This is a genomic window from Methylobacterium sp. Leaf100, from assembly GCF_001422845.1.
In the GTDB taxonomy this organism is placed as follows: Bacteria; Pseudomonadota; Alphaproteobacteria; order Rhizobiales; family Beijerinckiaceae; genus Methylobacterium.
In genome coordinates this window covers 73468-95567 of sequence record NZ_LMMW01000056.1, presented here as the reverse complement: position 1 = coordinate 95567, position 22100 = coordinate 73468, and the positions used below count along the sequence as shown (strand labels likewise).

Sequence of the window (22100 nt, the reverse complement as noted above, 5' to 3'; positions counted from 1 at the left end):
TAGAGCAGGCGGCCTGCCAGCATCACCCGATGGATTAGGGCGCGACATGCCGTCTCCCCGGTACTTCTTCAACCACTTCATGCCGTTCACCGGCTATCCCTATACGGGTGCCCCGACCGCCTGCAATCTCTGCGGCTCGACGCGCAGCGTGACGGTGGCGGAGACCGACCGGCGCCTGAAGACCCTGCGCTCCATCGCCTGCGAGCAATGCGGCCTCATCCGCACGGACCCGATGCCGACCCCGGCGGAGCTGGCGGATTATTACGCGACGGCCTACCGGGCCGATTATCAGCTCGCCTTCGCCGGCGGCCCCCCGCGCAACCACCTCAACCGCTCGGCCCGCGAGGCGACGTTCCGCGCCAATCTCCTGGTGCCGAAGCTGAAAGCCGGCGCCCGCGTCCTCGATTTCGGCTCGGGCTCGGGCGAGTTCCTGGCGGCCGTGCGGGCCAAGGGCTGCGAGGCCGTGGGCGTCGAGCCAGGGCGGGATTACGCCAACTATGCCCGCACGCAGCACGGCGTCGAGGTGCTGGACGATGCCGACGATGCCCGCTTCCCGGCCGGGCATTTCGACGTGATCACCACCCACCACGTCATGGAGCACCTGCGCGACCCCGCCGACGTCATGGCGCGCCTGTCGCGCTGGCTGAAGCCCGACGGGGTGCTCTACGCGGCCGTGCCCAACATGGCCGCGACGGGCAAGCCGCCGCACGAGCGCTTCCACTTCGCCCACGTCCACGGCTTCGTGCGCGAGACTTTCGACCTCACGGCGCGCCGGGCCGGCCTCGTGCCGCATCCGGACTATTGGCGCGAGGACACCACGGTGGTCTACGCCAAGACGGACGCGCCCATGGGGGCCCTGGCCGTGCCGGGCCTCGCCGAGCGCCTCGCCATCGACCTGAAGCCGATGCCGGCGGGGGCCTACCTCGCCTCCGGCGCCTGGATCTGGCCGATGCTGCGCCGGAACGCCAAGGCCGTGCGCGACACCTTCGTGGCCCGCTGAGAACCGTCGTCGTCGCGTCGCGGGAGCTGTCCTAGAAGGAAAGTCTCCCGACGCCACCACCGAGACCGACCCCATGCCGCGCCCCAGCCGCCGCCAGACCTTCGGCCTCGGGGTCGGCGCAGGCCTCGCCGCCGGGATACACGATGCCCGGGCGGCCTCCACCGCGCCCGAGCCGACCTTCACCCTGCTCCTCGTCAACGACCTCTACCGGATGTCGGAAACCGAGGGTCGCGGGGGCTTCGCCCGGCTCAACGCCATCGTGAAGGCCGAGCGCGCGCGCGGCGTGCCGCTCCTCTACGCCCATGCGGGCGACACGCTCTCCCCGTCCCTGATGTCGGGCTTCGACCAGGGCGCCCACATCGTCGAACTCCTCAACATCGCGCCGCCCGACGTGTTCGTGCCGGGCAATCACGAGTTCGATTTCGGGCCTGCGATCTTCGCCCGGCGCATGGGCGAGGCGAACTTTCCGGTGTTCGCCGCCAATCTGCGCGATGGCGCCGGGCGCCCCTTGCGCGGGGTGCGCGACCGGACCCTCGTGACGCTGGGCGGCATCCGGGTCGGGATCGTCGGCATCGCGCTAGCCAGCACGCCGGACAAGTCGCAGTCGGGCGACCTGCGCTTCGCCCCCGAACTCGAAACCCTGGCGCGCGAGGCGCAAACGCTCCGCGCCGAGGGCGCCGACCTCGTGGTCGGGGTCTGTCACACGGGCCGGGCGACGGACGAGGCCATCGTCGCAGGCCGCCTCGTCGACATCCTGCTGTCGGGCCACGACCACGATCTGGCACTCCGGTACGACGGCCAGACCGTCATGGTCGAATCGAGCTTCGACGCCCATTTCGTCACCGCCATCGACGTGACCGTCCAAGTGACGGGATCGGGGAAAGCCCGGACGGTGACCTGGCGCCCGAGCTTTCGCGTCCACGATTCGGCACGCGTCGTTCCCGACCCCGAGACCCTGGCGGTGGTGCGGCGACTCGAAGGGGACCTGTCGCGCGAACTCGACGTCGCGGTCGGCGAGACGCGCCTGCCCCTCGACAGCCGCATCGCCGCCGTGCGCGCGCGGGAGGCCAGCTTCGGCAACCTCGTCGCCGATGCCGTGCGGGCGAGCACGGGAGCCGATCTGGCCATCGTCAACGGCGGCGGCATCCGGGGCGACACCCTGTACCCGGCCGGCCGGGTGCTGACGCGCCGCGACATCCTGCTGGAACTGCCCTTCGGCAACACAACGGTTCTCGTCGCGCTCACCGGCGCGCAGATCCGCGGCCTCCTGGAGACGGGCGTCTCGGAATTCGGCCGTCCCGCCGGGCGCTTCCCGCAGGTCTCGGGCCTCGTCGTCACCGTCGATCCGACGGCCCCGGTCGGGGCCCGCATCGTCGCCCTGAGCCATGGGGGCGTGCCCCTCGACCCCGACAGGACCTACACCGTGGGCTCGAACAACTTCCTGTACGATGGCGGCAACGGCTACGGCGCCCTGTCCAAGGGACGCACCCTCGTCGGCGGCACCGACGGCACCCTCGTCGCCAATGCGGTGATGGCCTACATCCGGACCAACGCGCCCCTGTCCGTTCCGTCCGAGGGGCGCATCCTGACGCGTTGAGGATCCCCTGCCGATGAGTTCAGGCCCCGTCGCCGATGCCCTCGCGCGCTTTCGCCGTTCGGGCTCGCCCTGGCTCGACCTGCCGTTCTTCGAAGGCGGCGCGGCCGACACCGTGGCGATGCGGGTCGATGAGCGCATCGCCGAGGGCGTCACCGTGCTGCCGGCGCCGGAGAACATTTTTAACGCCCTGGCGCTGACGCCGCTGACCGAGGTGAAGGCAGTGATCCTCGGCCAGGACCCGTACCCGACGCCGGGCGATGCCAACGGGCTGGCCTTCTCCTATGTCGGCCCGCGGCGCCTGCCGGCCTCCCTCAAGGTGATCCTGGCCGAAATCCCCGACCCGCCGGCCAAGCCGACGACCGGCGACCTCACGCCGTGGGCGCGCCGCGGTGTGCTGCTCCTGAACTCGGCTCTCACGGTGGAGCAGGGCAAGTCCGGTGCTCACCTGCGCTACGGCTGGGCGTCGCTCACCGATCAGGCGGTGGAAGCCGTCTCGAAGCGGGCGAAGCCGGCGGTGTTCCTGCTGTGGGGGGCGCAGGCCCGGGCGCGGACCGCCCTCATCGACACCACACGCCACGGCGTCATCGAATCCGGCCATCCCTCGCCCCTGAACCGCCAGCGGGATTTCCTCGGCTCCCAGCCCTTCGCGGCGGCGAATGCCTGGCTGACGGCGCAGGGCGTCGCGCCCATCGATTGGCGTTTGGACTGAAGCGACGCGGCCGCTCGGACGTACCCCCTCGGCCGTGCCCCCTTGGGCTCGGCTCCTTGGACGCGCCCCCTTGGAGGAGTGGGGCGGGCGGTCTATTTCGATCGGGCGCATAAGCGGAATTTAAGAAGCCGCCGCACCCCGAGGAAACGCCCGATGCCCGTACGCCCCCTTCTCGCCCTGAGCCTCGCGCTCGCCCTGCCGACCGTCGCGCAGGCCCAGATCCGCAACGCCCCGCAGCCGCGGGCGCTGGAATTCGCCGCCTACATCTTCGCCGCCGCCAATGTCTGCGGCTACCGCATCGGTGCCGAACAGTTCGAGGAGCTCCTGGAGAAGCAGGGAACGCGCGCCGCCGATGTCGGCCCGCGCGGCCCGTTCGGCGGCCGGGTCCAGACGATCTTCGCGATGATGTCCAACCAGATGCAACTCAATCGCGAGACGGCGTGCCTCGCGGTGGCCGGCGAGTACGGCCCCGAGGGCAATATCACCAAGAACGTGCTGCTGCCGCCGATGCCGGCCGGTGCCCCGAACGAGGCCGCCCCCGCCGAGACCGCGCCGAAGCCTGCGCAGTAAGGTTTGGATGCGGTCGGGTTCGGACGGAGGCCCGCGGGACCTCCGTCCGGTCCGAGTCTAGAACAGGCCTTCGATCTGGCCGTTGGCGTCGAGGTGGATGCCCTCCGAAGCCGGGACCTTCGGCAGGCCCGGCATGGTCATGATCTCTCCGCAGATGACCACGACGAAGCCGGCTCCCGCCGAGAGGCGCACGTCGCGCACGGCGATGACGTGGCCCTCGGGGGCGCCCATCAGGTTCGGGTCGGTGGAGAACGAGTACTGGGTCTTCGCCATGCAGACGGGCAGGTTGCCGTAACCGTCCTTCTCGAACTGGGCGAGCTTGGTGGCGGCCTTGGATTCGACCTGGATGTCGGCGGCCCCGTAGAGCTTCGTCGCGATGGTGCGGACCTTGTCGGTGAGCTTGGTCTCGGTCTCGTACGCGAAGGTCAGGGGCTTCTGCTCGCCCTCGGCCAGCTTCACCACGGCGTGGGCCAGTTCCTCGGCGCCGGCGCCGCCATCCGCCCAATGCTTGCAGGTGATGGCCTCGACCTGGAGCCGGTCGCGGCACAGTTCCTTCAGCTTGGCGTGCTCGGCATCGGTGTCGGCGTAGAAGTGGTTGACGCCGATGACCACCGGCAGGCCGAAGCTGCGCACGTTGGCGACATGGCGGGCGAGGTTGGCGAAGCCCTTCTCCAGGGCGCCGAGGTTCTCGGAGCCGAGCTCCTTCTTCGAGACGCCGCCATGCATCTTGAGGGCGCGCACGGTGGCGACGATCACCACCGCGGACGGCTTCAGGCCCGCCTGCCGGCACTTGATGTCGATGAACTTCTCCGCCCCGAGATCCGCGCCGAAGCCGGCTTCGGTGACCACGTAGTCGCCGAGCTTGAGCCCGGCGCGGGTTGCGATGACCGAGTTGCAGCCATGGGCGATGTTGGCGAAGGGGCCGCCGTGGATCAGGGCGGGGTTGCCCTCCAGGGTCTGCACGAGGTTGGGCTGCAGGGCGTCCTTGAGCAGCACCGTCATGGCGCCCGTGGCCTTGACGTCCTTGAGGGTCACCGGCTTGCGGTCGCGGGTCTCGGCGATGACGATGCGGCCGAGGCGCGCCTCGAGATCGTCGAGGTCGCGCGCGAGACAGAACACCGCCATGACTTCGGACGCCACGGTGATGTCGAAGCCGTCCTCGCGCGGGAAGCCGTTGGCGACGCCGCCCAGCGACTGGGTGATCGACCGCAGGGCCCGGTCGTTCATGTCGACCACGCGGCGCCAGTGGATGCGGCGCACGTCTATGTTGAGCTCGTTGGCCCAGTAGACGTGGTTGTCGATGAGGGCGGCGGCCAGTGAGTGCGCCGACGTGATGGCGTGGAAGTCGCCGGTGAAGTGCAGGTTGATCTGCTCCATCGGCACGACCTGGGCCTTGCCGCCGCCGGCAGCACCCCCCTTCATGCCGAAGCAGGGGCCGAGCGACGGCTCGCGCAGGCACATCACGGTCTTCTTGCCGATGCGGTTGAGCGCGTCGCCGAGACCCACCGTGGTGGTGGTCTTGCCCTCGCCGGCCGGGGTCGGGCTGATGGCGGTGACGAGGACGAGCTTGCCCTCGGGCTTGTCTTCCAGACCCTTGATGAAATCGTGATCGATCTTGGCGATGTGCCGGCCGTAATTGTGGAGCGCCTCGTCCGGGATGCCGATCCGGGCAGCGACCTCGGTGATCGGCTTCAGGGTCGCCGCGCGGGCGATCTCGATGTCTGACGGCATGCCTCGTCTCTCCCGATTTTTTTCTTCGCGCCGAAGGGCGCGCGTTTGGCGTGTGCGGTGCCGGCGCCGTGTGGCGCACGCGGATCGGCCGCGCGGAACTGCACTGTGTCCGATCACACCAGTTTGATGGAAGGGGCAAGGAAAAGCGCTTGGGAAATTTTCAACGCGCGAACAAAATTTCGTTTGAGATCGGCCGGTTCCTGGAATCGGTGCGCCTTCGATGGGCTCACCCCCGGATCAGCCCGTCATGGCCGTCGCGGTGTAGCCGGCCTGGGTCAGGACCTCGGCCACCGTCCCGCTGTGCTCGCGGGTGGTGACGGCGACCCGGCCATGATCGAGGTCCACCGCCACCCGCGCGGCGGGATCGAGGTGCAGGATCGCCCGGCGCACCGCCTCCGCGCAGCCGTTGCAGGTCATTCCATCCACCTGCATCAGCAGGTCCGACTGCATCGCATCCATGGCGTCTCGACCCTATCGTCCTGTGTCTCGCACCGGGAGAGGTTCGCCGGACCCGGGAGGAAGGATGCGGGAACGGGAACTTCACCACAGCGCCGGAGATCGAATCCGGCTCGACGCCGCCCGGGTGCCCCGACCCGCCATGTTGAACCGGTGCGGATGGGATGCAAGCGCCGAGGACGAGCGCCGGGTCCCCCGGCATTCCAGATCCCTCGCGCGCCATCACCCGGAAACCCAAGTCACACCGGACGAAAATCGGCGTGGGCCGTCGCGCACGCATCTTGTGAGTGCCTGGCGTCTCGGCGACAAAGGCGGTCTGGCTGCCACCGATCCGTACCGTCGGTTGTGCGGCCCTTCATGGGTTCGAGGTGAGAGCATACCGATGGCCCGGATCGTCGGCCGGCGTGGCGGCCCGTGGGCACTTGGTCTGAAGGGTCTCGGTTTCCTGGGACTCGGCGCCCTGGTCCCGCTCTCCGCCTATGCCCCCCTCGGCGGGGCCTTCGCCCTCGCCACGGCCGGTGGTGCGGCGGCCCTCCTCGCCCACCGCCGGGCCGGAGCCCTGTCCGCCCGCTGCGAGAAGCTGTCGAGTGAGCTCGATGTGCTGTCCCAGCGCCTGGTGCGCCTCGAATCCGTCACCCGACTCATCGCAGAGCAGCAGGTGCGCGCCGATGGGGCCGCTTCCGGGGCCAATGCCGGCGCCGACACGGCGGCCCTGGCCGCCGGCGTCGAGGAGGTCACCGCCGAAATCGGCCTCCTCAGCGGCATCGTGCGTGAACTCGCCGCCGTGGTGGCGACCCAGGACGGGGAGATCGCCGGCCTGAAGGCGGCGCCCCCGGTCCCGACACCGGCGCCACGGCCCGTCGCACCCGAGATCGTGGTGGCGCCCCGGCAGGCGGCTCCCGCCGTGCCGTGGACTCCCCGACCTCTCGATGTGGCCGCGAGAGAGGTCGCGTCGCGGGAGGCCGGCCGCGAAGCCGCGATCCTGACGGCCTTCGATGGGATCGGTCTCGAAGTCCATCTCCAGCCCGTGGTCTCCCTGCCGCAGCGCAAGGTCGTCTCCTACGAGGCGGTGGCGCGCCTGCGCGTCGCCGGGGCGGGCGAGCTTCCGTCCGGCACCCTCCTGGCGCCCGAAGCCTTCCTGTCCATCCTCGAGCGTCACGGCCGCACCACCGACCTCGACCGCCGCATGCTCCAGCGCACGGCCACCGTGGCCCGGCACCTGGCCGGACGCGGCAGCCGGGCGGCCGTCGCCTACGGCCTGTCGCCGCTCTCCCTGTTCGAGCCGGGCTTCCTGCGTTCCCTGGGCCGCCTCGTGGCCGATGAGCCCGATCTCGCCGGCCGCCTCGTGGTTGCCCTGCCGCAGTCGAGCTGGCGCAGCCTCGATGCCGAGCAGGCCGGGGTCCTGGGGGATTTGCGCGGCCTCATCGGGTTCACCCTCGACCGTCCCGTGGACCTGCGTCTCGATCCCTCGGCGCTGGCCGACCGCGGCGTCGGGCAGGTGAAGGTGCCCGCCGACATGCTGCTGCGGCCCGGAATCCACGAAGGCCTGCCCGATATCGCACTGGAGGATCTCGTCGCTGCGCTCGACCGGGCGGGCATCCAGCTCGTGGCCGACCGCGTCGAACGCGAGACCGACGTGCCGGATCTCATCGACCTCAACGTTCCGCGGGCGCAGGGGACGGTGTTCGCCCCCGCCCGTGCCGTGCGCGCCGAAGTGCTGGCCGTTCCGCCGCCGCCCGAGCCGGTCCCGTCGGCGGGCGACGAACCCGAGCCGCCGCCCCAACGCCGCCCGTTCCGGGATTTCCTGCGCCGCGCGGGATAGGGTTCCGGGCGTTGCTTTCAGGGGGGCCCGCGCCTAACCGGGCGACGCACCATGCCCCGACGTCACGCAGGCCCCCAATGACCGAATCCGTGCCCACGATCTCAGGGCTCAGCGCCATCGCCGACCGGTTCGACGTGATCCTGTGCGACGTCTGGGGCGTGCTGCATGACGGCGTGCGCGCGCATGTCGGCGCGGGCGAGGCTCTGATCCGCTTCCGGGCCCTGCCGGGCGGCACGCGACCGCGCCGGGTGGTGCTGGTCTCCAACGCGCCGCGCCCCTGGGAGGGTGTCCGAACGATCCTCGACGGGTACGGCGTGCCGCGCGACGCCTACGACGCCATCCTGACCTCGGGCGATCTCACACGCAGCCTGCTCGCCGAGGCGCCGGGCACGCGGATCCACCATCTCGGGCCCGAGCGCGACGCGCCGATCTTCGCCCATCTCGATATCCGCCTCGTCGCGGCGGAGGAGGCCGAACGCGTGGTCTGCACCGGGTTGTTCGACGACACCCGGGAGACGGCCGACGATTATCGCCCGGCCCTGGAGGAATGGCGGGCGCGCGACGTGCCGATGATCTGCGCCAATCCGGACCTTGTGGTCGAGCGCGCCGGGCTTCTGATCCCCTGCGCCGGCCTCATCGCCGAAGCCTACGCGGCGCTGGGCGGTCGGGTCGCCTATGCGGGAAAACCGTATCGGCCGGTCTATGCGGCCGCCCTGGCGATGGCCGGTGCCCTCGACGGCCTCGCGGCCCCGGAGCCCGGGCGGGTCCTCGCGGTGGGCGACGCCCTGCGCACGGACATCGCCGGAGCGTCGGCGTTCGGGATCCCGAATCTCCTCGTCGCCCGTGGCATCCATGCCGAGGAACTGGGGGTCTCGACGGAGGAGGCCGCCCTCGGCGACGTCGCCGCCTGGCTCGGACGTCAGTCCGTTCGGCCGGACGCGATCATCGAACGCCTCGTCTGGTAGGATCTCATACCGGTCGATCGCTTCGCGATGCGGATCTGGGCTTCGCTCGGGCGCCGCGCGGGCTGCCTGAGACGGTCCCCGAATGGATCATCCGGAAAACAGTATCAGGCGAACATCGCGTCGATCTCGTCCTGGGCCGTCGCCGGTCCGTTGACCTGGGGCCCGTTGAGAATCAGCAGCTCGTTGCGGACGCGGCGCTCGACCTCTTCCGGGTCGATTCCGCCCTCGTCGCGGGCCTTCACGGCGGCGGCGAAGCGCGACAGGCGGCTCTCCAGCTGGCGCAGGGCGTCGACCACCTTGGTGATTCGCTGGCCGGTGATGTCCTGGAAGGTGCAGGCCTCGAAGATGTCGTTCATCCGCGCCTCGACGGCGGGACGGTAGTTCCTGTCGTCCGGCAGGCCGAGGATTTCCTCGGCCGCGTTCATGATCGTGTTCGTCGCCCCCGCCGTCGCGGCCACGACGCAGCCGAGCTCCTCGTGCGCCATGGGCAGACGGTCACGCGTCAGTTCGTTGGCCCGCAGGGCGGCGATCTCGGTGCGGAGATGCGCGATGTAATCGGCGATCTCCACGAGCTCCCGGACCAGGGATGGTTTTTCCGGCGCGGCGTTCGCCTTGCGCGCCCTGTTTGCGAGTGCCATCGACTCCCGCCTCTCCCTGTGCCGTCCGGTGGGTCGAAAAGACTGGTGCGTTTGCCCGCCGGACGACCTCCGCCCGGCCCTTGCGGGGGAGCGAGAGTCGTTCGCTCCGGCGCGATGCAACTCAACCGATGCGTGGACCGATCCGACGGATCGGTGCCCGCGTCAGGCGCCGCAGACCGCCTCGATCTTGCTCTTCAACGTCGCGGCGTTGAACGGCTTGACGATGTAGTTGTTCACGCCGGCCTTCTTGGCGGCGATGACGTTCTCGGTCTTCGATTCGGCCGTGACCATGATGAACGGCGTGGTGCGCAGGGCCTCGTCGGCGCGCACGTGACGCAGCAGCTCGTAGCCCGTCATCGGCTCCATGTTCCAATCGGAGATCACGAGGCCGTACTTGCGGTTCTTCAGGCGGGCGAGGGCGGCGGTGCCGTCGGAGGCGTCGTCGACCTCCTCGAACCCGAGCTGCTTCAGAAGGTTGCGGATGATACGGACCATCGTCTGATAATCGTCGACGACGAGGATCGGCATGCCGAGATCGAGGGCCATGGTTGCGTGTGCTCCGTCAGGTCGAGGCCGCCGCGTGCGCCGCGGCGGCTCGGGAATGGGCAGGGGCGAATCCGTGTCCGCGCCCTTGATCGTGAAACTACGGTCGATCGGCTTGCGAAGCGGTTAACTGCAGTGCTGGGTCGGCATCCCGGAGCGAGGCGAGACGCCTCGCTTGACCCTCCCGGTGGATTTCGACAGGTTCCGCCGCGAAACGCGGCCCTTCGAGGCCGCGCTCATCCTGCCACAGCCATGTTGGGACAAGATGCCGCCCGGCGACAGGACAGCCCCGCCGGCCCCGGTCCCTGTGACGGGCCGGCGTTTCACGGTCTGCCGCGAGGACGAGCCGGTGCCGCCGGCCATCGCCGGGGCCATCGCGGCGATCGGTAATTTCGACGGCGTCCATTTCGGCCACCGCGCCCTGATGGCCGCCGTGCGCGAGACCGCCGGCGAGGCCGGCCGGCCGGCCGTGGCGCTCACCTTCGAGCCGCATCCGCGGGCGTATTTCGCGCCGCATCTGCCGATGTTCCGCCTGTCCGACGCGGCGGCCAAGGAGCGGGTGCTCGCCCGGCTCGGCCTCGACGGCCTCATCGTGCGCCGGTTCGATGCCGCCCTGGCGGGCATGGGCGCGCGTGCCTTCGTCGAGGGTCTGCTCGTGCGGGATCTCGGTCTCTCGGGCGTCGTCGTCGGACACGATTTCCATTTCGGCCGCGGACGCGAGGGCACCCCGGCCATCCTGGCCGAACTGTGCGCGGATGCGGGCTTGAGCTGCCGCGTCATCTCGGCCGTTTCCCTGCCGCCTCCCGAATCATTCGTTTCCTCGTCACCCGTTTCTCCGGAGAACGTAATGGACCCGGTCTCGTCGAGCGCGATCCGCGCGGCCCTGGCCGAGGGCGACGTCGCCCGTGCCAACGCCTTGCTCGGCTATCGCTGGTTCGTTTCGGGGGTGGTGCAGCACGGGGACAAGCGCGGGCGCACGCTGGGCTATCCGACCGCCAACGTCGCGCTGCGCGATTGCGGCCTCGCCCACGGGATCTACGCCGTGCGGGTGGCCCTGCCGGATGGAACCGTGTGGAACGGGGTGGCGAGCTACGGCCGGCGGCCGACCTTCGACGACGGTGCGCCCCTCCTCGAGGTCAACCTGTTCGACGTCGCGCGCGACCTCTACGGCCAGTCGATCACCGTGGAACTCGTGGCCCATATCCGGGGCGAGGAACGCTTCGACTCGGCCGAGAGCCTGATCGTCCGGATGGACATCGATGCCGCGCAGGCCCGCGCGATCCTGGCCGCCGACACCGTGCCGTCGATGCTGTAGGCTTTTGTTCCTGTCCCGACAGACCCGAGGGTACCCTCGCGGGCGGCATCGGACCGGCACCCGATGCGATAAGCAAATCGTTAACCATCCGCGGCGCAATCTTCGCGTGTCCCGGAGGCGGCCTCGGCGTGCAGCCGGATGGACACGATGCCGAGGCGGATGACGCCGGATGTACGCGCATCCGCTCCCGGCTTCCGTGGCTGCTCGCGCGCCTCGGAGGGACGCTCTCAGTTTCGCCGAAGTTCGGGGGTTGTCTCAGGGCCGACGGTCGGGCTCCCCTCCGGAGCCGCGACGTGCCGATCACGAAGCAGGTGCCTGATGGTCAAAACTCTGATGGTCGTCTTGACGGTTGTCCTCGTCCTCGCCCTCGCCGCCGTCGCGCGGCTGGTGCTGCTGCCGTTCCGAGGTGTCCGCGCCTTGAGCGCCCGCGCCTTCGGCCGTCGGCGCCTCGCGACCGCCTGACGACGGTTCACGAAGCGCCCGCTGCGTCATGGCGTCTGCCGTCCCGACGCTCACGACACCAACCGGCCTCGACCTGGCATCCCGGGAGGCACACCGAAACCCGCCGACGCTTCGGCGGGTCGGGATCGCAGGTCGGCGGCCCTACAGCTTCGTCGGTGTCGCGGCCAGCCGCTGTGCGGCGGCCTTGAGGCCGACCTGGTCGCTGCCGCTCAAGGCATAGGCCGTGCGTCCGACGGCCCAGTAGGCAGTCTCGCCGTTGCCGGGGCTCGCGACTTCGCCCTCGCCCGGGCCAGCCTTGCCGACATGGGTCGCGAACAGGGAGAGTTCGCCAAGGGCCCCGGCATCGATCACCACCTCGACGCCGGTGCCGTTGCGGGCCGGCACGATCTGGACGTCGCGCACGGTCCAGTCGCCCGGCAGGTCGGGGAGGGCGATGCCCGTGGCGCCGGCGATGCCGGTGCGGTCGTAGGTGGTCGTGCGCTGGGCCGCCAGCCGTCCGCGGATCTGGGCCGCTTCACGGGCGTTGCGGGCATCGGACACCAGCGTCGGGTCCACCGGTGCGGCGAAGGTGTCCGGCACCCCGAGGAGGAAGCTGTCCGAATGGGCGAGCCATCCGGCACCGACGAGGAGGGCGATGACCGCGGCCCGGCGCAGGCGGTCGCCGGCGCGGCGCCAGGCGAGGGATCGGTCGAGGCGCCGGGCGGCCGCGCGATTGCGCTCCGGCCCGGAACCGGGCATCCGCGCGAACGCCTCGCGCAGGGCGTCGCGGTCGTGCATTTCGGCCATCACACGGGCGGCGATCTCGGGGGTGCGGGCAAGGTGCGCTTCCACGTCGAGGCGTCGCATTACATCGAGCTGTCCATCGACGAAGGCGGTGAGATCGGTGTCGGTAATCGGGTCGACCATCGCTGTCGCTTCCATTCGGTTCTGGCCTGCGCCTCGGCGCCGATGGTCGTCCGGCCAGATCGGTCGGTTCGTCGCCGTGATGGCCACGCCTTCGGCAATCGTCTGGACCGGCGCCTCGTCCGGAGGTCGATGCGACCCCGTGAGCGATGTGCGCCGGCCCCTGTTCCTTCTGATGTCCCGCGGACCCGCTCGTGTGGGCCGGACAATCGAATCCTGCCCGTTGCCGGGCGATGATAGGCGATCGTATTTCTTTGCGAAACGGTCAGCTCTTCCCGGCGGCTCGTCCCCCGAGCCCTGCGCCCGCGCCCGGCCCAGCTTGCTGGGGCACGAGGCGCAGGCGCGGCCGCTCCGGTGGGGGGCTACGCTGTTCCGGGAGATCGCGCTCGCCTTCCTCGAAGGCCCGAAGGGCGGCGCGGCCGCGACCGAGCCGTGACATCAGGGTTCCGATGGGAATGCCGAGGACCGCGGCGGCATCGGCGTAGGCCATGCCTTCGAGGGTGACGAGGTGCAGGGCGGCGCGCTGCTCTTCCGGAAGGGTGAGGAAGGCGCGGCGGATCTGGGCGAGGCGCACCTGAGCCTCCTGAGCGGGCTGGGCGACCTCTTCGCTCATCTGCACGAGGGCTTCGGCATGGCGTGATTCCACGCGTTTGCGCCGCTGCTCATCGATGAAGACGTTGTGCAGCACCGTCATCATCCAGGTGCGCAGGTTGGTGTTGGGTCGGTGGATCTGACCCGATTCGAGGGCCCGCACCAGGGCGTCGTGCACGAGGTCGTCGGCCCGGAGACTGTCGCGGGTCAACGATCGCGCGTAGCGCCGCAGGGGCACCATGAGATCGACGATGGATGTGGCGGAGCCGGGCCGGATCGGTTCGGTCGTCATAGTAGGTATAACGGTTGGCCGACGGGATTAATCCCGCCGACCCCCAGGGCATCGCTCCGTTCCGTCGAAACGCGCCTAAGCGTAGGTGGCCTGCAGGTTGAGGCTGCAGGTCCGGCCGACCTGATCGTAGGTCTCGGCGAGCCACGCCTGGGCCGCACCCCGGCCCTTGTCGCGCAGGCGCTCGAACACCCGTAGACGCGCGTCGAGGCGCGAGGACGCCTGATAATCGTCGAGGGCGCCGGTGCCGTCGATGCGGTGGACGTATTGCGACTTGTAGCCGCCCTGTCCGAGCACGCCCTCGGCGATGAGGCCGTCGAGGAAATCGATGGCGCGCAATTCCCGCATGAGATTGGCGTTGAAGGTGATCTCGTTGAGGCGATCCTGGATCTCCTGCTGCGTGCGTGGGGTCTCGCGCCGCTCCACGGGGTTGATCTGCACCAGGACGATGTCGCGGGTCTCCGCCCCCCGGTAGAGGGGATAAAGCGGTGGATTGCCGAGATAGCCTCCGTCCCAGTAGGGCACGCCGTCGATCTCCACCGCCTGGAACACCGTCGGCAGGCAGGCCGAGGCCATGAGGTGATCGACCTTGAGATCCGAGCGCTCGAACACAGCGAGCTTGCCGGTCCAGACATTGGTGGCGGACACGAACACCGCCGCCGTCTCGGCCTCGCGCAGACGGTCGAAGTTCACCTGCTTGGCCAGAGCCTTGCGGAGGGGATTGTAGTTGAGCGGATTCGACGCGTAGGGGCTCGTCTTGATCACGCGGCCCCAGAACTCGACGACGGGGTTGTCCTTCCACAAGGCGAACAGGCCGTTCAGGGCCCCGCGCTGGACCGGCCAGAGATCGCTGTCGAGACTTACTTCGCGCCAGAACGTCTCCAGGGCGGTGCGTGCCCCATCGGGACCACCCTCGAGCCAGCCGTCGACCATCACCACGGCGTTCATGGCTCCGGCGCTCGCTCCGGTGATCGCCTCGAAGCCGAGGCGTCCGTCCTCGATCAGCGCATCGAGCACACCCCAGGTGAAAGCCCCATGTGCCCCGCCGCCCTGGAGCGCCAACGCGACGGTCTTCTCCGCACGCGGACCGGCCAGGACCTGCGTCGGCGCCGTGGCCCGCTCGGGGCAGGACCCACCGGGGCCGATATCGGCGGGTGAGTCGAGGGGCACGTCCTGATTCGCGTCGAGCATGGGGCCTCCCAATGGATGGTGCACCGCAACATAAGATGCGACAGGGCAACAATCGGGCCGGGACGCCCCCGGTTCCCCCCACGGCGCGCAGTGCAGCCATTTGTCCGGCGCAGCGATGAACTCGACATCTCGCCCCGGATCGGACATGGGATGGCCTGACACCAGACCAGCGCCCCTGACCATCGGGACGGTGCGGGCTTGACGCCTGCTCACCGTCATCTCAGCTAAACGGTCGAGAGCGTAGACAAGAGGGCGTCGTGGACGCCACCGGCCGGATCGCCCAGCCGGGCTCAATGGCGCCCTCGCGGACGGACCAAAGCCGCAAGGCCGGCGGAGGTTCCTCGGAGCGCACGGATCAACGATGGAAGCCATGGACGCGACCCCCGCCAACCCGATCAGCGGCAACGCCCCCGAGATCGCCGGTCCCAGCCCCCGTCACCGCACCGTCGGCGTCATGGTCGGGTCCGGGGAAGGAGCCGTCATGGTGGGCGGCGGTGCCCCCATCGTCGTGCAGTCGATGACCAACACCGACACCGCCGATATCGACGGCACGGTGGCGCAGGTGGCCCAGCTCTCCCGCGCGGGATCGGAACTCGTGCGCATCACCGTCGACCGCGACGAGGCGGCCATGGCGGTGCCGAAGATTCGCGAGCGCCTCGACCGCATCGGCATCCACGTGCCCCTGGTCGGCGATTTCCACTACATCGGCCACAAGCTCCTCGCCGACCATCCGGCCTGTGCCGAGGCCCTGGCGAAGTACCGGATCAACCCCGGCAATGTCGGCTTCAAGGAGAAGAAGGACACCCAGTTCTCGACCATCGTCGAGCAGGCGATCCGCTACGGCAAGACCGTACGCATCGGCGCCAACTGGGGCTCCCTCGACGAGGCACTCCTCACGCACCTCATGGACGAGAACGCCCGGCTGCCCCGGCCCATCGACGCCCGCGCGGTGATGCGCGAGGCGATGGTGCGCTCGGCGCTGTCCTCGGCCGAGCGCGCCGTGGAACTCGGTCTGCCGAAGGACCGGATCATCCTCTCGGCCAAGGTCTCGGCGGTACAGGACCTCATCGCCGTCTACCGCGAGGTGGCGCGCCGCTCGGACTTCGCGATCCATCTCGGTCTCACCGAGGCCGGCATGGGCTCGAAGGGCCTCGTCGCCGCCTCCGCCGCCATCGGCGTTCTGCTGCAGGAAGGCATCGGCGACACCATCCGCTACTCCCTCACTCCGGAGCCGGGCGGCGACCGCACCGTCGAGGTCAAGGCCGCGCAGGAATTGCTGCAGACCATGGGCTTCCGGACCTTCGTCCCCCTGGTGGCGGCCTGCCCCGGCTGCGGACGCACCACCTCCACCACGTTCCAGGAACTCGCCCGCGACATCCAGAACTGGATCGTCACGTCGATGCCCGCGTGGAAGAAGGCGTATCCCGGCGTCGAGGGTCTCAACGTCGCGGTGATGGGCTGCATCGTCAACGGCCCCGGCGAATCGAAGCATGCCGATATCGGCATCTCGCTCCCGGGTACCGGCGAGACCCCCACCGCCCCGGTGTTCATCGACGGCAAGAAGGCCATGACCTTGCGCGGGCCGACCCTCGCCAAGGACTTCGAGACCGTGGTGACCGACTACATCGAGCGCCGCTTCGGCGCCGGCACCCGCAGCGCCGCGGAGTAGCCGCCGCTCGCGGCGCGCGCCATGCCTGTTGGCCGAACGGTGATCCCGAGCGGGTTGCCGTTCTCGCGTGCTGCGCCGCATGATAGCGTGACCGCAGCCTAATCCCCGCTGCCCGACTTCGTCGGGACCGGCCCCGCGTTCTTCGCGCACTCCCGATGGTGCGTCGCGAAAAGCCCGGGCTCGCAACACGTCGCGATCGAGCCGCATGACGCAATCCGCCATTCCGAGCGCGCCCGGTCCCACCCCCGAGGGGGGGGACCCGTCCGCGGCGGCCATCGACGCGGAGACGGGCCGGGCCCACGCACCGGCCAGCCTGTGGACCCTGGTGCTGGGCTCCGTCGGCGTCGTCTACGGCGATATCGGCACGAGCCCGCTCTACGCCTTCCGCGAGGCCCTGGTCTCCGCCCGCGCCGACGGCATCCTCCTGCGCGAGGAGGTGCTGGGCGTCGCCTCGCTCATCCTGTGGGCGCTGCTCCTCATCGTCACCATCAAATACGTCGTCATCCTCATGCGGATGGACAACAACGGCGAGGGCGGCATCCTCTCGCTCATGGCGCTGGCCCGCTCGGCGCTCGGCGGCTCGCGCATCGTGTTCATGTTCGGCCTGCTCGGGGCGTCGCTGTTCTACGGCGACGCCATCATCACGCCCGCCATCTCGGTGCTGTCGGCGGTGGAGGGGCTGAAACTCGTCACCCCGGCCTTCGAGGCCTACGTTCTGCCCATCACCATCGCGATCATCGTACCCCTGTTCCTGATCCAGAACCGGGGCACAGGGAAAGTGGCGACCTTCTTCGGGCCGGTCATGGCCGTGTGGTTCGCCGCCATGGCGCTCGCCGCCCTGCCGCACATCTACGCCACCCCGGACGTGTTCTGGGCCATCAACCCGTACTACGCCCTGCATTACCTGCTTGGCCACGGCACCGGTGCCCTGGTGGCGCTCGGCGCGGTGTTCCTCGCGGTGACGGGGGCCGAGGCCCTGTTCGCCGATCTCGGGCATTTCGGCCGCCGGCCGATCCAGATCGCGTGGCTCTACCTTGTGGCGCCCTGCCTCGTGCTCAACTATTTCGGCCAGGCCGCCCTGGTGCTGGCGAAGCCCGACACGAGCGACCCGTTCTTCCAGCTCGTGCCCGAATGGGGCCTGCTGCCCATGGTGCTGCTCGCCACCGCCGCCACGGTGACGGCGAGCCAGGCGGTGATCACCGGCGCGTTCTCCCTGTCGCGCCAGGCGATTCAGCTCGGCCTGCTGCCGCGCCTCGAGATCCGCCACACCTCGGAATCGCATTCGGGGCAGATCTACCTGCCGCAGATCAACGCGCTCCTGATGGTCGGCGTCGTCATCCTGGCGATCCTGTTCCGCTCGTCCGCCGCCCTCGCCTCGGCCTACGGCATCGCGGTGACCGGCACGATGCTCATCACCGCGAGCCTCGCCTTCCTCGTGCTGTGGAAGACCTGGAAGTGGTCCCCCTGGGCCGCGGGCCTCGCGATCCTGCCGTTCGCCGCCCTGGAGTTCCTGTTTCTCCTGTCGAACATGCTCAAGGTGTTCGAGGGCGGCTACGTGCCCCTGCTGTTCGCCGGCGCCCTCATCGTCGTGATGTGGACCTGGGTACGCGGCGTCGCGATCCTCATCAACAAGACCCGCAAGACCGACGTGCCGCTCACCGAACTCGTCGGCATGCTGGAGAAGAGCCCGCCGCACCACGTGCGCGGCACGGCGGTGTTCCTCACCAGCGATCCCTACATCGCGCCGGCAGCCCTGCTGCACAATCTCAAGCACAACAAGGTGCTGCACGAGAAGAACGTGGTGCTCACGGTGGAGACCGTGGACACGCCCCGGGCCCGCGCCGTCGACCGCGTCCGCATCGAGCCCATCGGCCCGCACTTCTCCAAGGTGGTGATGAAGTTCGGCTACATGGAATCGCCCAACATCCCCCGGACCCTGACGCTCCTGAAGAAACAGGGCTTCAAGTTCGACATCATGGCGACGTCGTTCTTCCTGTCGCGGCGCTCCATCCGCCCGGCGGCCCATTCGGGCATGCCCCTGTGGCAGGACCGGATCTTCATCACGCTGGCCAAGAACGCCAACGACGCCACGGACTTCTTCCAGATCCCCACGGGGCGGGTGGTCGAGGTCGGGACCCAGGTGACGGTGTGAGGGGCATCGCCCACCCCTCTCCTTGAGCAAACAACCTCGCAAATCCAGAACCTGACTCCGGATTTGCGAGGTTATGGGCTGTGTTCGCCCCTCACGCCTCCCGGTCGTACCGGAACGCGTCGGGCACCCGCGGCATGGCGATGCGTTCGTAGAAGGTGATCGCGTCGGGGGCGGCCGTGAGCAGGAGCGAGGCCTGCGGGCCGATCGCTTCGCGCGTCGCGGCGATCAGGCCCTGGCCGATGCCAAGGCCCTGCGCCGAGCGGCACACGGCGAGATCCGACAGGTAGGCGCAGAACGAAAAGTCGGTGAGGGTGCGGGCCACGCCCACGAGGGCGCCGTCGCGGCGGGCGGTGACGACGAGGTCGGCCGCCGCCAGCATCATCTCCAACCGTGCGGGACCGTCGGCGGGCCGGCGTGGTGCCAGGCCCGATTCGACGAGGACGCGGCGGAACTCCGCCACGTCGAGATCCGGCTCGATGCCGTAGGTGACCATCGTCCGGGGCTCAGGCGGCGAAAGCGCCATGGCAGTGCTTGTACTTCTTGCCCGAGCCACACGGGCAGGGCTCGTTGCGCGCGACCCGGCCCCAGGTGGTGGCATCCGTGGGGTCGCGCTCCAGCACCGCCGTGTCCGTGGGCATCGCCTGCGCGGCGTAGCCGTAGGCCGGTCCGGCCCCGCCGTCGCTTCCCGTGCCTGAACGGCCGAACTCGTTCTCGCCGGTGACGGGATCGAGGTGCTGGGCGAACATCTGGGGCAGGGCGGGGGAGGCGAACGGCGTCTCCTCGGACGCCGGGTCCTCGTACATGATCTCGATTCGGGCGAGCTGCTGGGTGACCTGCTCGCGCAAGCTGCCGACGAGGCCGTTGAACAGGTCGAAGGCCTCCGACTTGTACTCGTTCAGCGGATCGCGCTGGGCCACGCCGCGCCAGCCCACCACCTGACGCAGGTGGTCGAGGGTGACGAGGTGCTCGCGCCAGAGATGGTCGAGGGTCTGCAGGAGCACCTGCTTCTCGACATAAGTCATCACCTCGGGCGTGTTCTTCTCCGTGCGCGCCGCATAGGCGTCGTCGGCCGACTGGCGCAGGCGGTCGCGCATCTCCTCGTCGGCGATGCCCTCTTCCTTGGCCCAATCCTCCACCGGCACGTCGAGGTTGAGAACGGTCTGGACCCGCTCGCGCAGGCCCTCGACATCCCACTGCTCGGCGTAGGCGTTCTCGGGCACGTGGACGGCGACGAGGTCGTCGACGACGCCGTGGCGCATCTCGTCGACGGTGTCGCGCACGCTCTCCTGGCCCATGAAGTCGCGACGCTGCTCGAACACCACCTTGCGCTGGTCGTTCATGACGTTGTCGTACTTGAGCACGTTCTTGCGCATGTCGAAGTTGCGCGCCTCGACCTTCTGCTGCGCCTTCTCGATGGCCTTGTTGATCCATGGGTGAATGATCGCCTCGCCCTGCTCCAGGCCGAGGCGCGTCAGCATGCCGTCCATGCGATCAGACCCGAAGATCCGCATGAGATCGTCCTGCAACGACAGGTAGAACTTCGAACGGCCGGGATCGCCCTGACGACCGGAGCGGCCGCGCAGCTGGTTGTCGATGCGGCGCGATTCGTGGCGCTCGGTGCCGATGATGTAGAGGCCGCCCGGCAGGGCCTTCTTGCGACCGGCCTCCGGGTCGGCCGGCTCGCCCGACGCCAGCACCTTCTCGCGGTATTCCGCGATCTCGGCCTTGATCGCCGCGATCCTGGCCTCGCGCTCCGCACCCTCGGGAATGCCCGCGAGCTCCTTCTCGACGCGCATCTCGACGTTGCCGCCGAGTTTGATGTCGGTGCCGCGCCCGGCCATGTTGGTCGCGATGGTGATGGCGCCGGGCACGCCGGCCTCCGCCACGATATAGGCCTCCTGCTCGTGGAAGCGGGCGTTGAGCACGGCGAAGCGCTTCGTCACCCGGCCCTCCCGGGCGGCGGCGTAGACGTCGGTGAGGGCGTTGAGGTCCGAGTAATCGAGCGGCGTGAAGCCGGCCTTGGTGAGCATCTCGGCCAGATGCTGCGACTTCTCGATGGAGCCGGTGCCGACCAGGATCGGCTGGTGGCGCGCATGCGCCTTCTCGATCTCGGCGATGATGCCGTCGTACTTCTCGCCCACGGTCCGGTAGACCTCGTCGTCCTCGTCGACGCGCTCGACCTCCTTGTTGGTCGGGATGTCGACGACTTCGAGCTTGTAGATCTCGGCGAACTCGTCGGCCTCCGTCGACGCCGTGCCGGTCATGCCGGCGAGGTTGGAATAGAGGCGGAAGTAGTTCTGGAAGGTGATCGAGGCGAGCGTCTGGTTCTCGGGCTGGATCGTGACCCGCTCCTTGGCCTCGAGGGCCTGGTGCAGACCTTCCGAGTAGCGCCGGCCCTGCATCATGCGGCCGGTGAACTCGTCGATGATCACCACCTCGTCGTTCTTGACGATGTAGTCCTTGTCCAGGGTGAACAGGGTGTGGGCGCGCAGCGCCTGGTTCACGTGGTGGACGAGGGAGACGTTGTGGGCGTCGTAGAGATCGCCCTCTTTCAGCAGATCCGCTCCGCGTAAAAGGTCCTCGATGAACTCGTTGCCGCTCTCGGTGAGCGAGACCGTGCGCTGCTTTTCGTCGAGGTCGTAATGCTCCTTCTCCAGATGGGGCATCAGCGCATCGACGGAGACGTAGAGCTCCGAGCGGTCGTCCACGGGGCCGGAGATGATGAGCGGGGTACGCGCCTCGTCGATGAGGATCGAATCGACCTCGTCCACGATCGCGAAATTGTGGCCGCGCTGGGCGAGCTGGGAGAGCTCGTACTTCATGTTGTCGCGCAGGTAGTCGAACCCGAACTCGTTGTTGGTGCCGTAGGTGATGTCGCAGGCATAGGCCGCCTTGCGCTGCTCGTCGTCGAGCCCGTGCACGATGGTGCCGACGGTGAGGCCGAGGAAGCGGTAGACGCGGCCCATCCACTCGGCGTCGCGCGACGCGAGGTAATCGTTCACGGTCACCACGTGGACGCCGAGGCCCGAGAGGGCGTTGAGGTAGACCGGCAGGGTCGCCACCAGGGTCTTGCCCTCGCCCGTGCGCATCTCGGCGATGCCGCTCTCGTGCAGCACCATGCCGCCGATGAGCTGCACGTCGAAGTGGCGCTGCCCCAAGGCCCGCTTGGCGGCTTCGCGCACGGTGGCGAAGGCGGGAATCAGGATATCGTCGAGGGACTTGCCGGCGGCGAGCTCGCCCTTGAGCATGTCGGTCCGCGCGCGCAGATCCGCGTCGGACAGGCTGGCCAGCTGCGGCTCCAGGGCGTTGATCTCGGCCACACGGGGACGGTAGCCCTTCACGCGCCGGTCGTTGGACGAGCCGAAAATCTTCTTGGCGAGGGCACCGAGCATCGTGAACCTACGGTCGATCGAAAAGCGTGAAGGCGAATGTTGGCCGGGCTTATAGAGGTAAATATTGCCCGACGCATCCGAAAGAGCCGCGCCCTCGCGAACGTC

The 22100-nt window shown here is 69.2% G+C and carries 19 protein-coding genes; 10 read left to right on the top strand and 9 right to left on the bottom strand.

Going from position 1 to position 22100, the window contains the following annotated elements:
• Positions 1-46 precede the first annotated feature (46 nt).
• The 4 genes from ASF25_RS17945 to ASF25_RS17930 all read left to right on the top strand — a co-directional run bounded on the left by ASF25_RS17945 (position 47) and on the right by ASF25_RS17930 (position 3876).
• Positions 47-1000, top strand: coding sequence for a class I SAM-dependent methyltransferase (locus tag ASF25_RS17945; RefSeq protein WP_056306278.1), 954 nt, complete (start codon positions 47-49; stop codon positions 998-1000).
• Between the two features lie 73 nt (positions 1001-1073).
• Complete coding sequence (locus ASF25_RS17940) at positions 1074-2597, top strand: bifunctional UDP-sugar hydrolase/5'-nucleotidase (RefSeq protein ID WP_056172599.1); 1524 nt, start codon at positions 1074-1076, stop codon at positions 2595-2597.
• A 13-nt stretch (positions 2598-2610) separates the two neighbouring features.
• Positions 2611-3306 carry a uracil-DNA glycosylase gene (locus ASF25_RS17935; protein ID WP_056306277.1) on the top strand — a complete coding sequence of 232 codons (696 nt, stop codon included), beginning with the start codon at positions 2611-2613 and terminating at the stop codon, positions 3304-3306.
• Positions 3307-3459: 153 nt separating this feature from the next.
• Positions 3460-3876, top strand: a complete 417-nt coding sequence (locus ASF25_RS17930; protein WP_056306275.1) for a hypothetical protein — start codon at positions 3460-3462, stop codon at positions 3874-3876.
• A 57-nt stretch (positions 3877-3933) separates the two neighbouring features.
• On the opposite strand, the gene ASF25_RS17925 is transcribed toward ASF25_RS17930, so the two are convergent.
• Both ASF25_RS17925 and ASF25_RS17920 read right to left on the bottom strand, forming a co-directional pair.
• Complete coding sequence (locus tag ASF25_RS17925; protein WP_056172609.1) at positions 3934-5607, bottom strand: formate--tetrahydrofolate ligase; 1674 nt, start codon at positions 5605-5607, stop codon at positions 3934-3936.
• Positions 5608-5844: 237 nt separating this feature from the next.
• Positions 5845-6066 carry a heavy metal-associated domain-containing protein gene (locus tag ASF25_RS17920; RefSeq protein WP_056172612.1) on the bottom strand — a complete coding sequence of 74 codons (222 nt, stop codon included), beginning with the start codon at positions 6064-6066 and terminating at the stop codon, positions 5845-5847.
• Between the two features lie 379 nt (positions 6067-6445).
• Between ASF25_RS17920 and ASF25_RS17915 the strand changes: the two genes are divergently transcribed.
• Together ASF25_RS17915 and ASF25_RS17910 are read left to right on the top strand one after the other, a co-directional pair.
• The gene (locus tag ASF25_RS17915; RefSeq protein ID WP_056266779.1) at positions 6446-7885 is read left to right on the top strand and encodes an EAL domain-containing protein; all 1440 of its coding nucleotides are present in this window, start codon (positions 6446-6448) and stop codon (positions 7883-7885) included.
• A 77-nt stretch (positions 7886-7962) separates the two neighbouring features.
• The gene (locus ASF25_RS17910) at positions 7963-8850 is read left to right on the top strand and encodes a TIGR01459 family HAD-type hydrolase (RefSeq protein WP_056306274.1); all 888 of its coding nucleotides are present in this window, start codon (positions 7963-7965) and stop codon (positions 8848-8850) included.
• A gap of 104 nt (positions 8851-8954) precedes the next feature.
• Here ASF25_RS17910 and ASF25_RS17905 read toward each other — a convergent pair whose 3' ends face one another.
• Together ASF25_RS17905 and ASF25_RS17900 are read right to left on the bottom strand one after the other, a co-directional pair.
• Positions 8955-9488, bottom strand: coding sequence for a protein phosphatase CheZ (locus ASF25_RS17905; RefSeq protein ID WP_056172621.1), 534 nt, complete (start codon positions 9486-9488; stop codon positions 8955-8957).
• Between the two features lie 162 nt (positions 9489-9650).
• Positions 9651-10034 (bottom strand): response regulator, encoded by a 384-nt coding sequence (locus ASF25_RS17900; RefSeq protein ID WP_018046001.1) that lies wholly within the window; start codon positions 10032-10034, stop codon positions 9651-9653.
• Positions 10035-10296: 262 nt separating this feature from the next.
• Here ASF25_RS17900 and ASF25_RS17895 point away from each other — a divergent pair, with 262 nt between their 5' ends.
• On the top strand, positions 10297-11346 hold the full coding sequence (locus ASF25_RS17895) for a bifunctional riboflavin kinase/FAD synthetase (RefSeq protein ID WP_056306391.1): 1050 nt from the start codon (positions 10297-10299) through the stop codon (positions 11344-11346).
• A 333-nt stretch (positions 11347-11679) separates the two neighbouring features.
• Positions 11680-11808 (top strand): hypothetical protein, encoded by a 129-nt coding sequence (locus ASF25_RS23930; protein ID WP_274533795.1) that lies wholly within the window; start codon positions 11680-11682, stop codon positions 11806-11808.
• Positions 11809-11949: 141 nt separating this feature from the next.
• Here the strand turns inward: ASF25_RS23930 and ASF25_RS17890 are convergent, their stop codons facing one another.
• The 3 genes from ASF25_RS17890 to ASF25_RS17880 all read right to left on the bottom strand — a co-directional run bounded on the left by ASF25_RS17890 (position 11950) and on the right by ASF25_RS17880 (position 14782).
• A complete protein-coding gene (locus tag ASF25_RS17890; protein ID WP_056306271.1) occupies positions 11950-12714 on the bottom strand; it encodes a hypothetical protein in 765 nt (254 codons plus the stop codon).
• Between the two features lie 262 nt (positions 12715-12976).
• Entirely contained in the window at positions 12977-13594 is a 618-nt protein-coding gene (locus tag ASF25_RS17885; RefSeq protein ID WP_056172628.1) for a sigma-70 family RNA polymerase sigma factor, read from the bottom strand.
• Positions 13595-13669: 75 nt separating this feature from the next.
• Positions 13670-14782: a patatin-like phospholipase family protein gene (locus ASF25_RS17880; RefSeq protein WP_082483802.1), complete on the bottom strand. Its 1113-nt coding sequence runs from the start codon at positions 14780-14782 to the stop codon at positions 13670-13672.
• A 361-nt stretch (positions 14783-15143) separates the two neighbouring features.
• Between ASF25_RS17880 and ispG the strand changes: the two genes are divergently transcribed.
• Together ispG and ASF25_RS17870 are read left to right on the top strand one after the other, a co-directional pair.
• Positions 15144-16451 (top strand): flavodoxin-dependent (E)-4-hydroxy-3-methylbut-2-enyl-diphosphate synthase, encoded by a 1308-nt coding sequence (gene ispG, locus ASF25_RS17875; RefSeq protein ID WP_056306269.1) that lies wholly within the window; start codon positions 15144-15146, stop codon positions 16449-16451.
• A 205-nt stretch (positions 16452-16656) separates the two neighbouring features.
• Positions 16657-18603 (top strand): potassium transporter Kup, encoded by a 1947-nt coding sequence (locus tag ASF25_RS17870; protein ID WP_056266788.1) that lies wholly within the window; start codon positions 16657-16659, stop codon positions 18601-18603.
• A gap of 91 nt (positions 18604-18694) precedes the next feature.
• Here ASF25_RS17870 and ASF25_RS17865 read toward each other — a convergent pair whose 3' ends face one another.
• Positions 18695-19096, bottom strand: coding sequence for a GNAT family N-acetyltransferase (locus ASF25_RS17865; RefSeq protein WP_056306267.1), 402 nt, complete (start codon positions 19094-19096; stop codon positions 18695-18697).
• 10 nt (positions 19097-19106) lie between these two features.
• Positions 19107-21995: a preprotein translocase subunit SecA gene (gene secA, locus ASF25_RS17860; RefSeq protein ID WP_056172642.1), complete on the bottom strand. Its 2889-nt coding sequence runs from the start codon at positions 21993-21995 to the stop codon at positions 19107-19109.
• Positions 21996-22100: the final 105 nt, after the last annotated feature.

Excerpts from the sequence above, each read along its gene's own strand:
- ASF25_RS17890 (WP_056306271.1), bottom strand. The coding sequence starts at position 12,714 with ATGGTCGACCCGATTACCGACACCGATCTCACCGCCTTCGTCGATGGA.
- ASF25_RS17940 (WP_056172599.1), top strand. The coding sequence starts at position 1,074 with ATGCCGCGCCCCAGCCGCCGCCAGACCTTCGGCCTCGGGGTCGGCGCA.
- ASF25_RS17905 (WP_056172621.1), bottom strand. The coding sequence starts at position 9,488 with ATGGCACTCGCAAACAGGGCGCGCAAGGCGAACGCCGCGCCGGAAAAA.
- secA (WP_056172642.1), bottom strand. The coding sequence starts at position 21,995 with ATGCTCGGTGCCCTCGCCAAGAAGATTTTCGGCTCGTCCAACGACCGG.
- ASF25_RS17895 (WP_056306391.1), top strand. The coding sequence starts at position 10,297 with ATGCCGCCCGGCGACAGGACAGCCCCGCCGGCCCCGGTCCCTGTGACG.
- ASF25_RS17870 (WP_056266788.1), top strand. The coding sequence starts at position 16,657 with ATGACGCAATCCGCCATTCCGAGCGCGCCCGGTCCCACCCCCGAGGGG.
- ASF25_RS17885 (WP_056172628.1), bottom strand. The coding sequence starts at position 13,594 with ATGACGACCGAACCGATCCGGCCCGGCTCCGCCACATCCATCGTCGAT.
- ASF25_RS17930 (WP_056306275.1), top strand. The coding sequence starts at position 3,460 with ATGCCCGTACGCCCCCTTCTCGCCCTGAGCCTCGCGCTCGCCCTGCCG.
- ASF25_RS17920 (WP_056172612.1), bottom strand. The coding sequence starts at position 6,066 with ATGGATGCGATGCAGTCGGACCTGCTGATGCAGGTGGATGGAATGACC.
- ASF25_RS17935 (WP_056306277.1), top strand. The coding sequence starts at position 2,611 with ATGAGTTCAGGCCCCGTCGCCGATGCCCTCGCGCGCTTTCGCCGTTCG.
- ASF25_RS17945 (WP_056306278.1), top strand. The coding sequence starts at position 47 with ATGCCGTCTCCCCGGTACTTCTTCAACCACTTCATGCCGTTCACCGGC.
- ASF25_RS17910 (WP_056306274.1), top strand. The coding sequence starts at position 7,963 with ATGACCGAATCCGTGCCCACGATCTCAGGGCTCAGCGCCATCGCCGAC.
- ASF25_RS17880 (WP_082483802.1), bottom strand. The coding sequence starts at position 14,782 with ATGCTCGACGCGAATCAGGACGTGCCCCTCGACTCACCCGCCGATATC.
- ASF25_RS17915 (WP_056266779.1), top strand. The coding sequence starts at position 6,446 with ATGGCCCGGATCGTCGGCCGGCGTGGCGGCCCGTGGGCACTTGGTCTG.
- ASF25_RS17925 (WP_056172609.1), bottom strand. The coding sequence starts at position 5,607 with ATGCCGTCAGACATCGAGATCGCCCGCGCGGCGACCCTGAAGCCGATC.
- ispG (WP_056306269.1), top strand. The coding sequence starts at position 15,144 with ATGGAAGCCATGGACGCGACCCCCGCCAACCCGATCAGCGGCAACGCC.
- ASF25_RS17900 (WP_018046001.1), bottom strand. The coding sequence starts at position 10,034 with ATGGCCCTCGATCTCGGCATGCCGATCCTCGTCGTCGACGATTATCAG.
- ASF25_RS17865 (WP_056306267.1), bottom strand. The coding sequence starts at position 19,096 with ATGGTCACCTACGGCATCGAGCCGGATCTCGACGTGGCGGAGTTCCGC.
- ASF25_RS23930 (WP_274533795.1), top strand. The coding sequence starts at position 11,680 with ATGGTCGTCTTGACGGTTGTCCTCGTCCTCGCCCTCGCCGCCGTCGCG.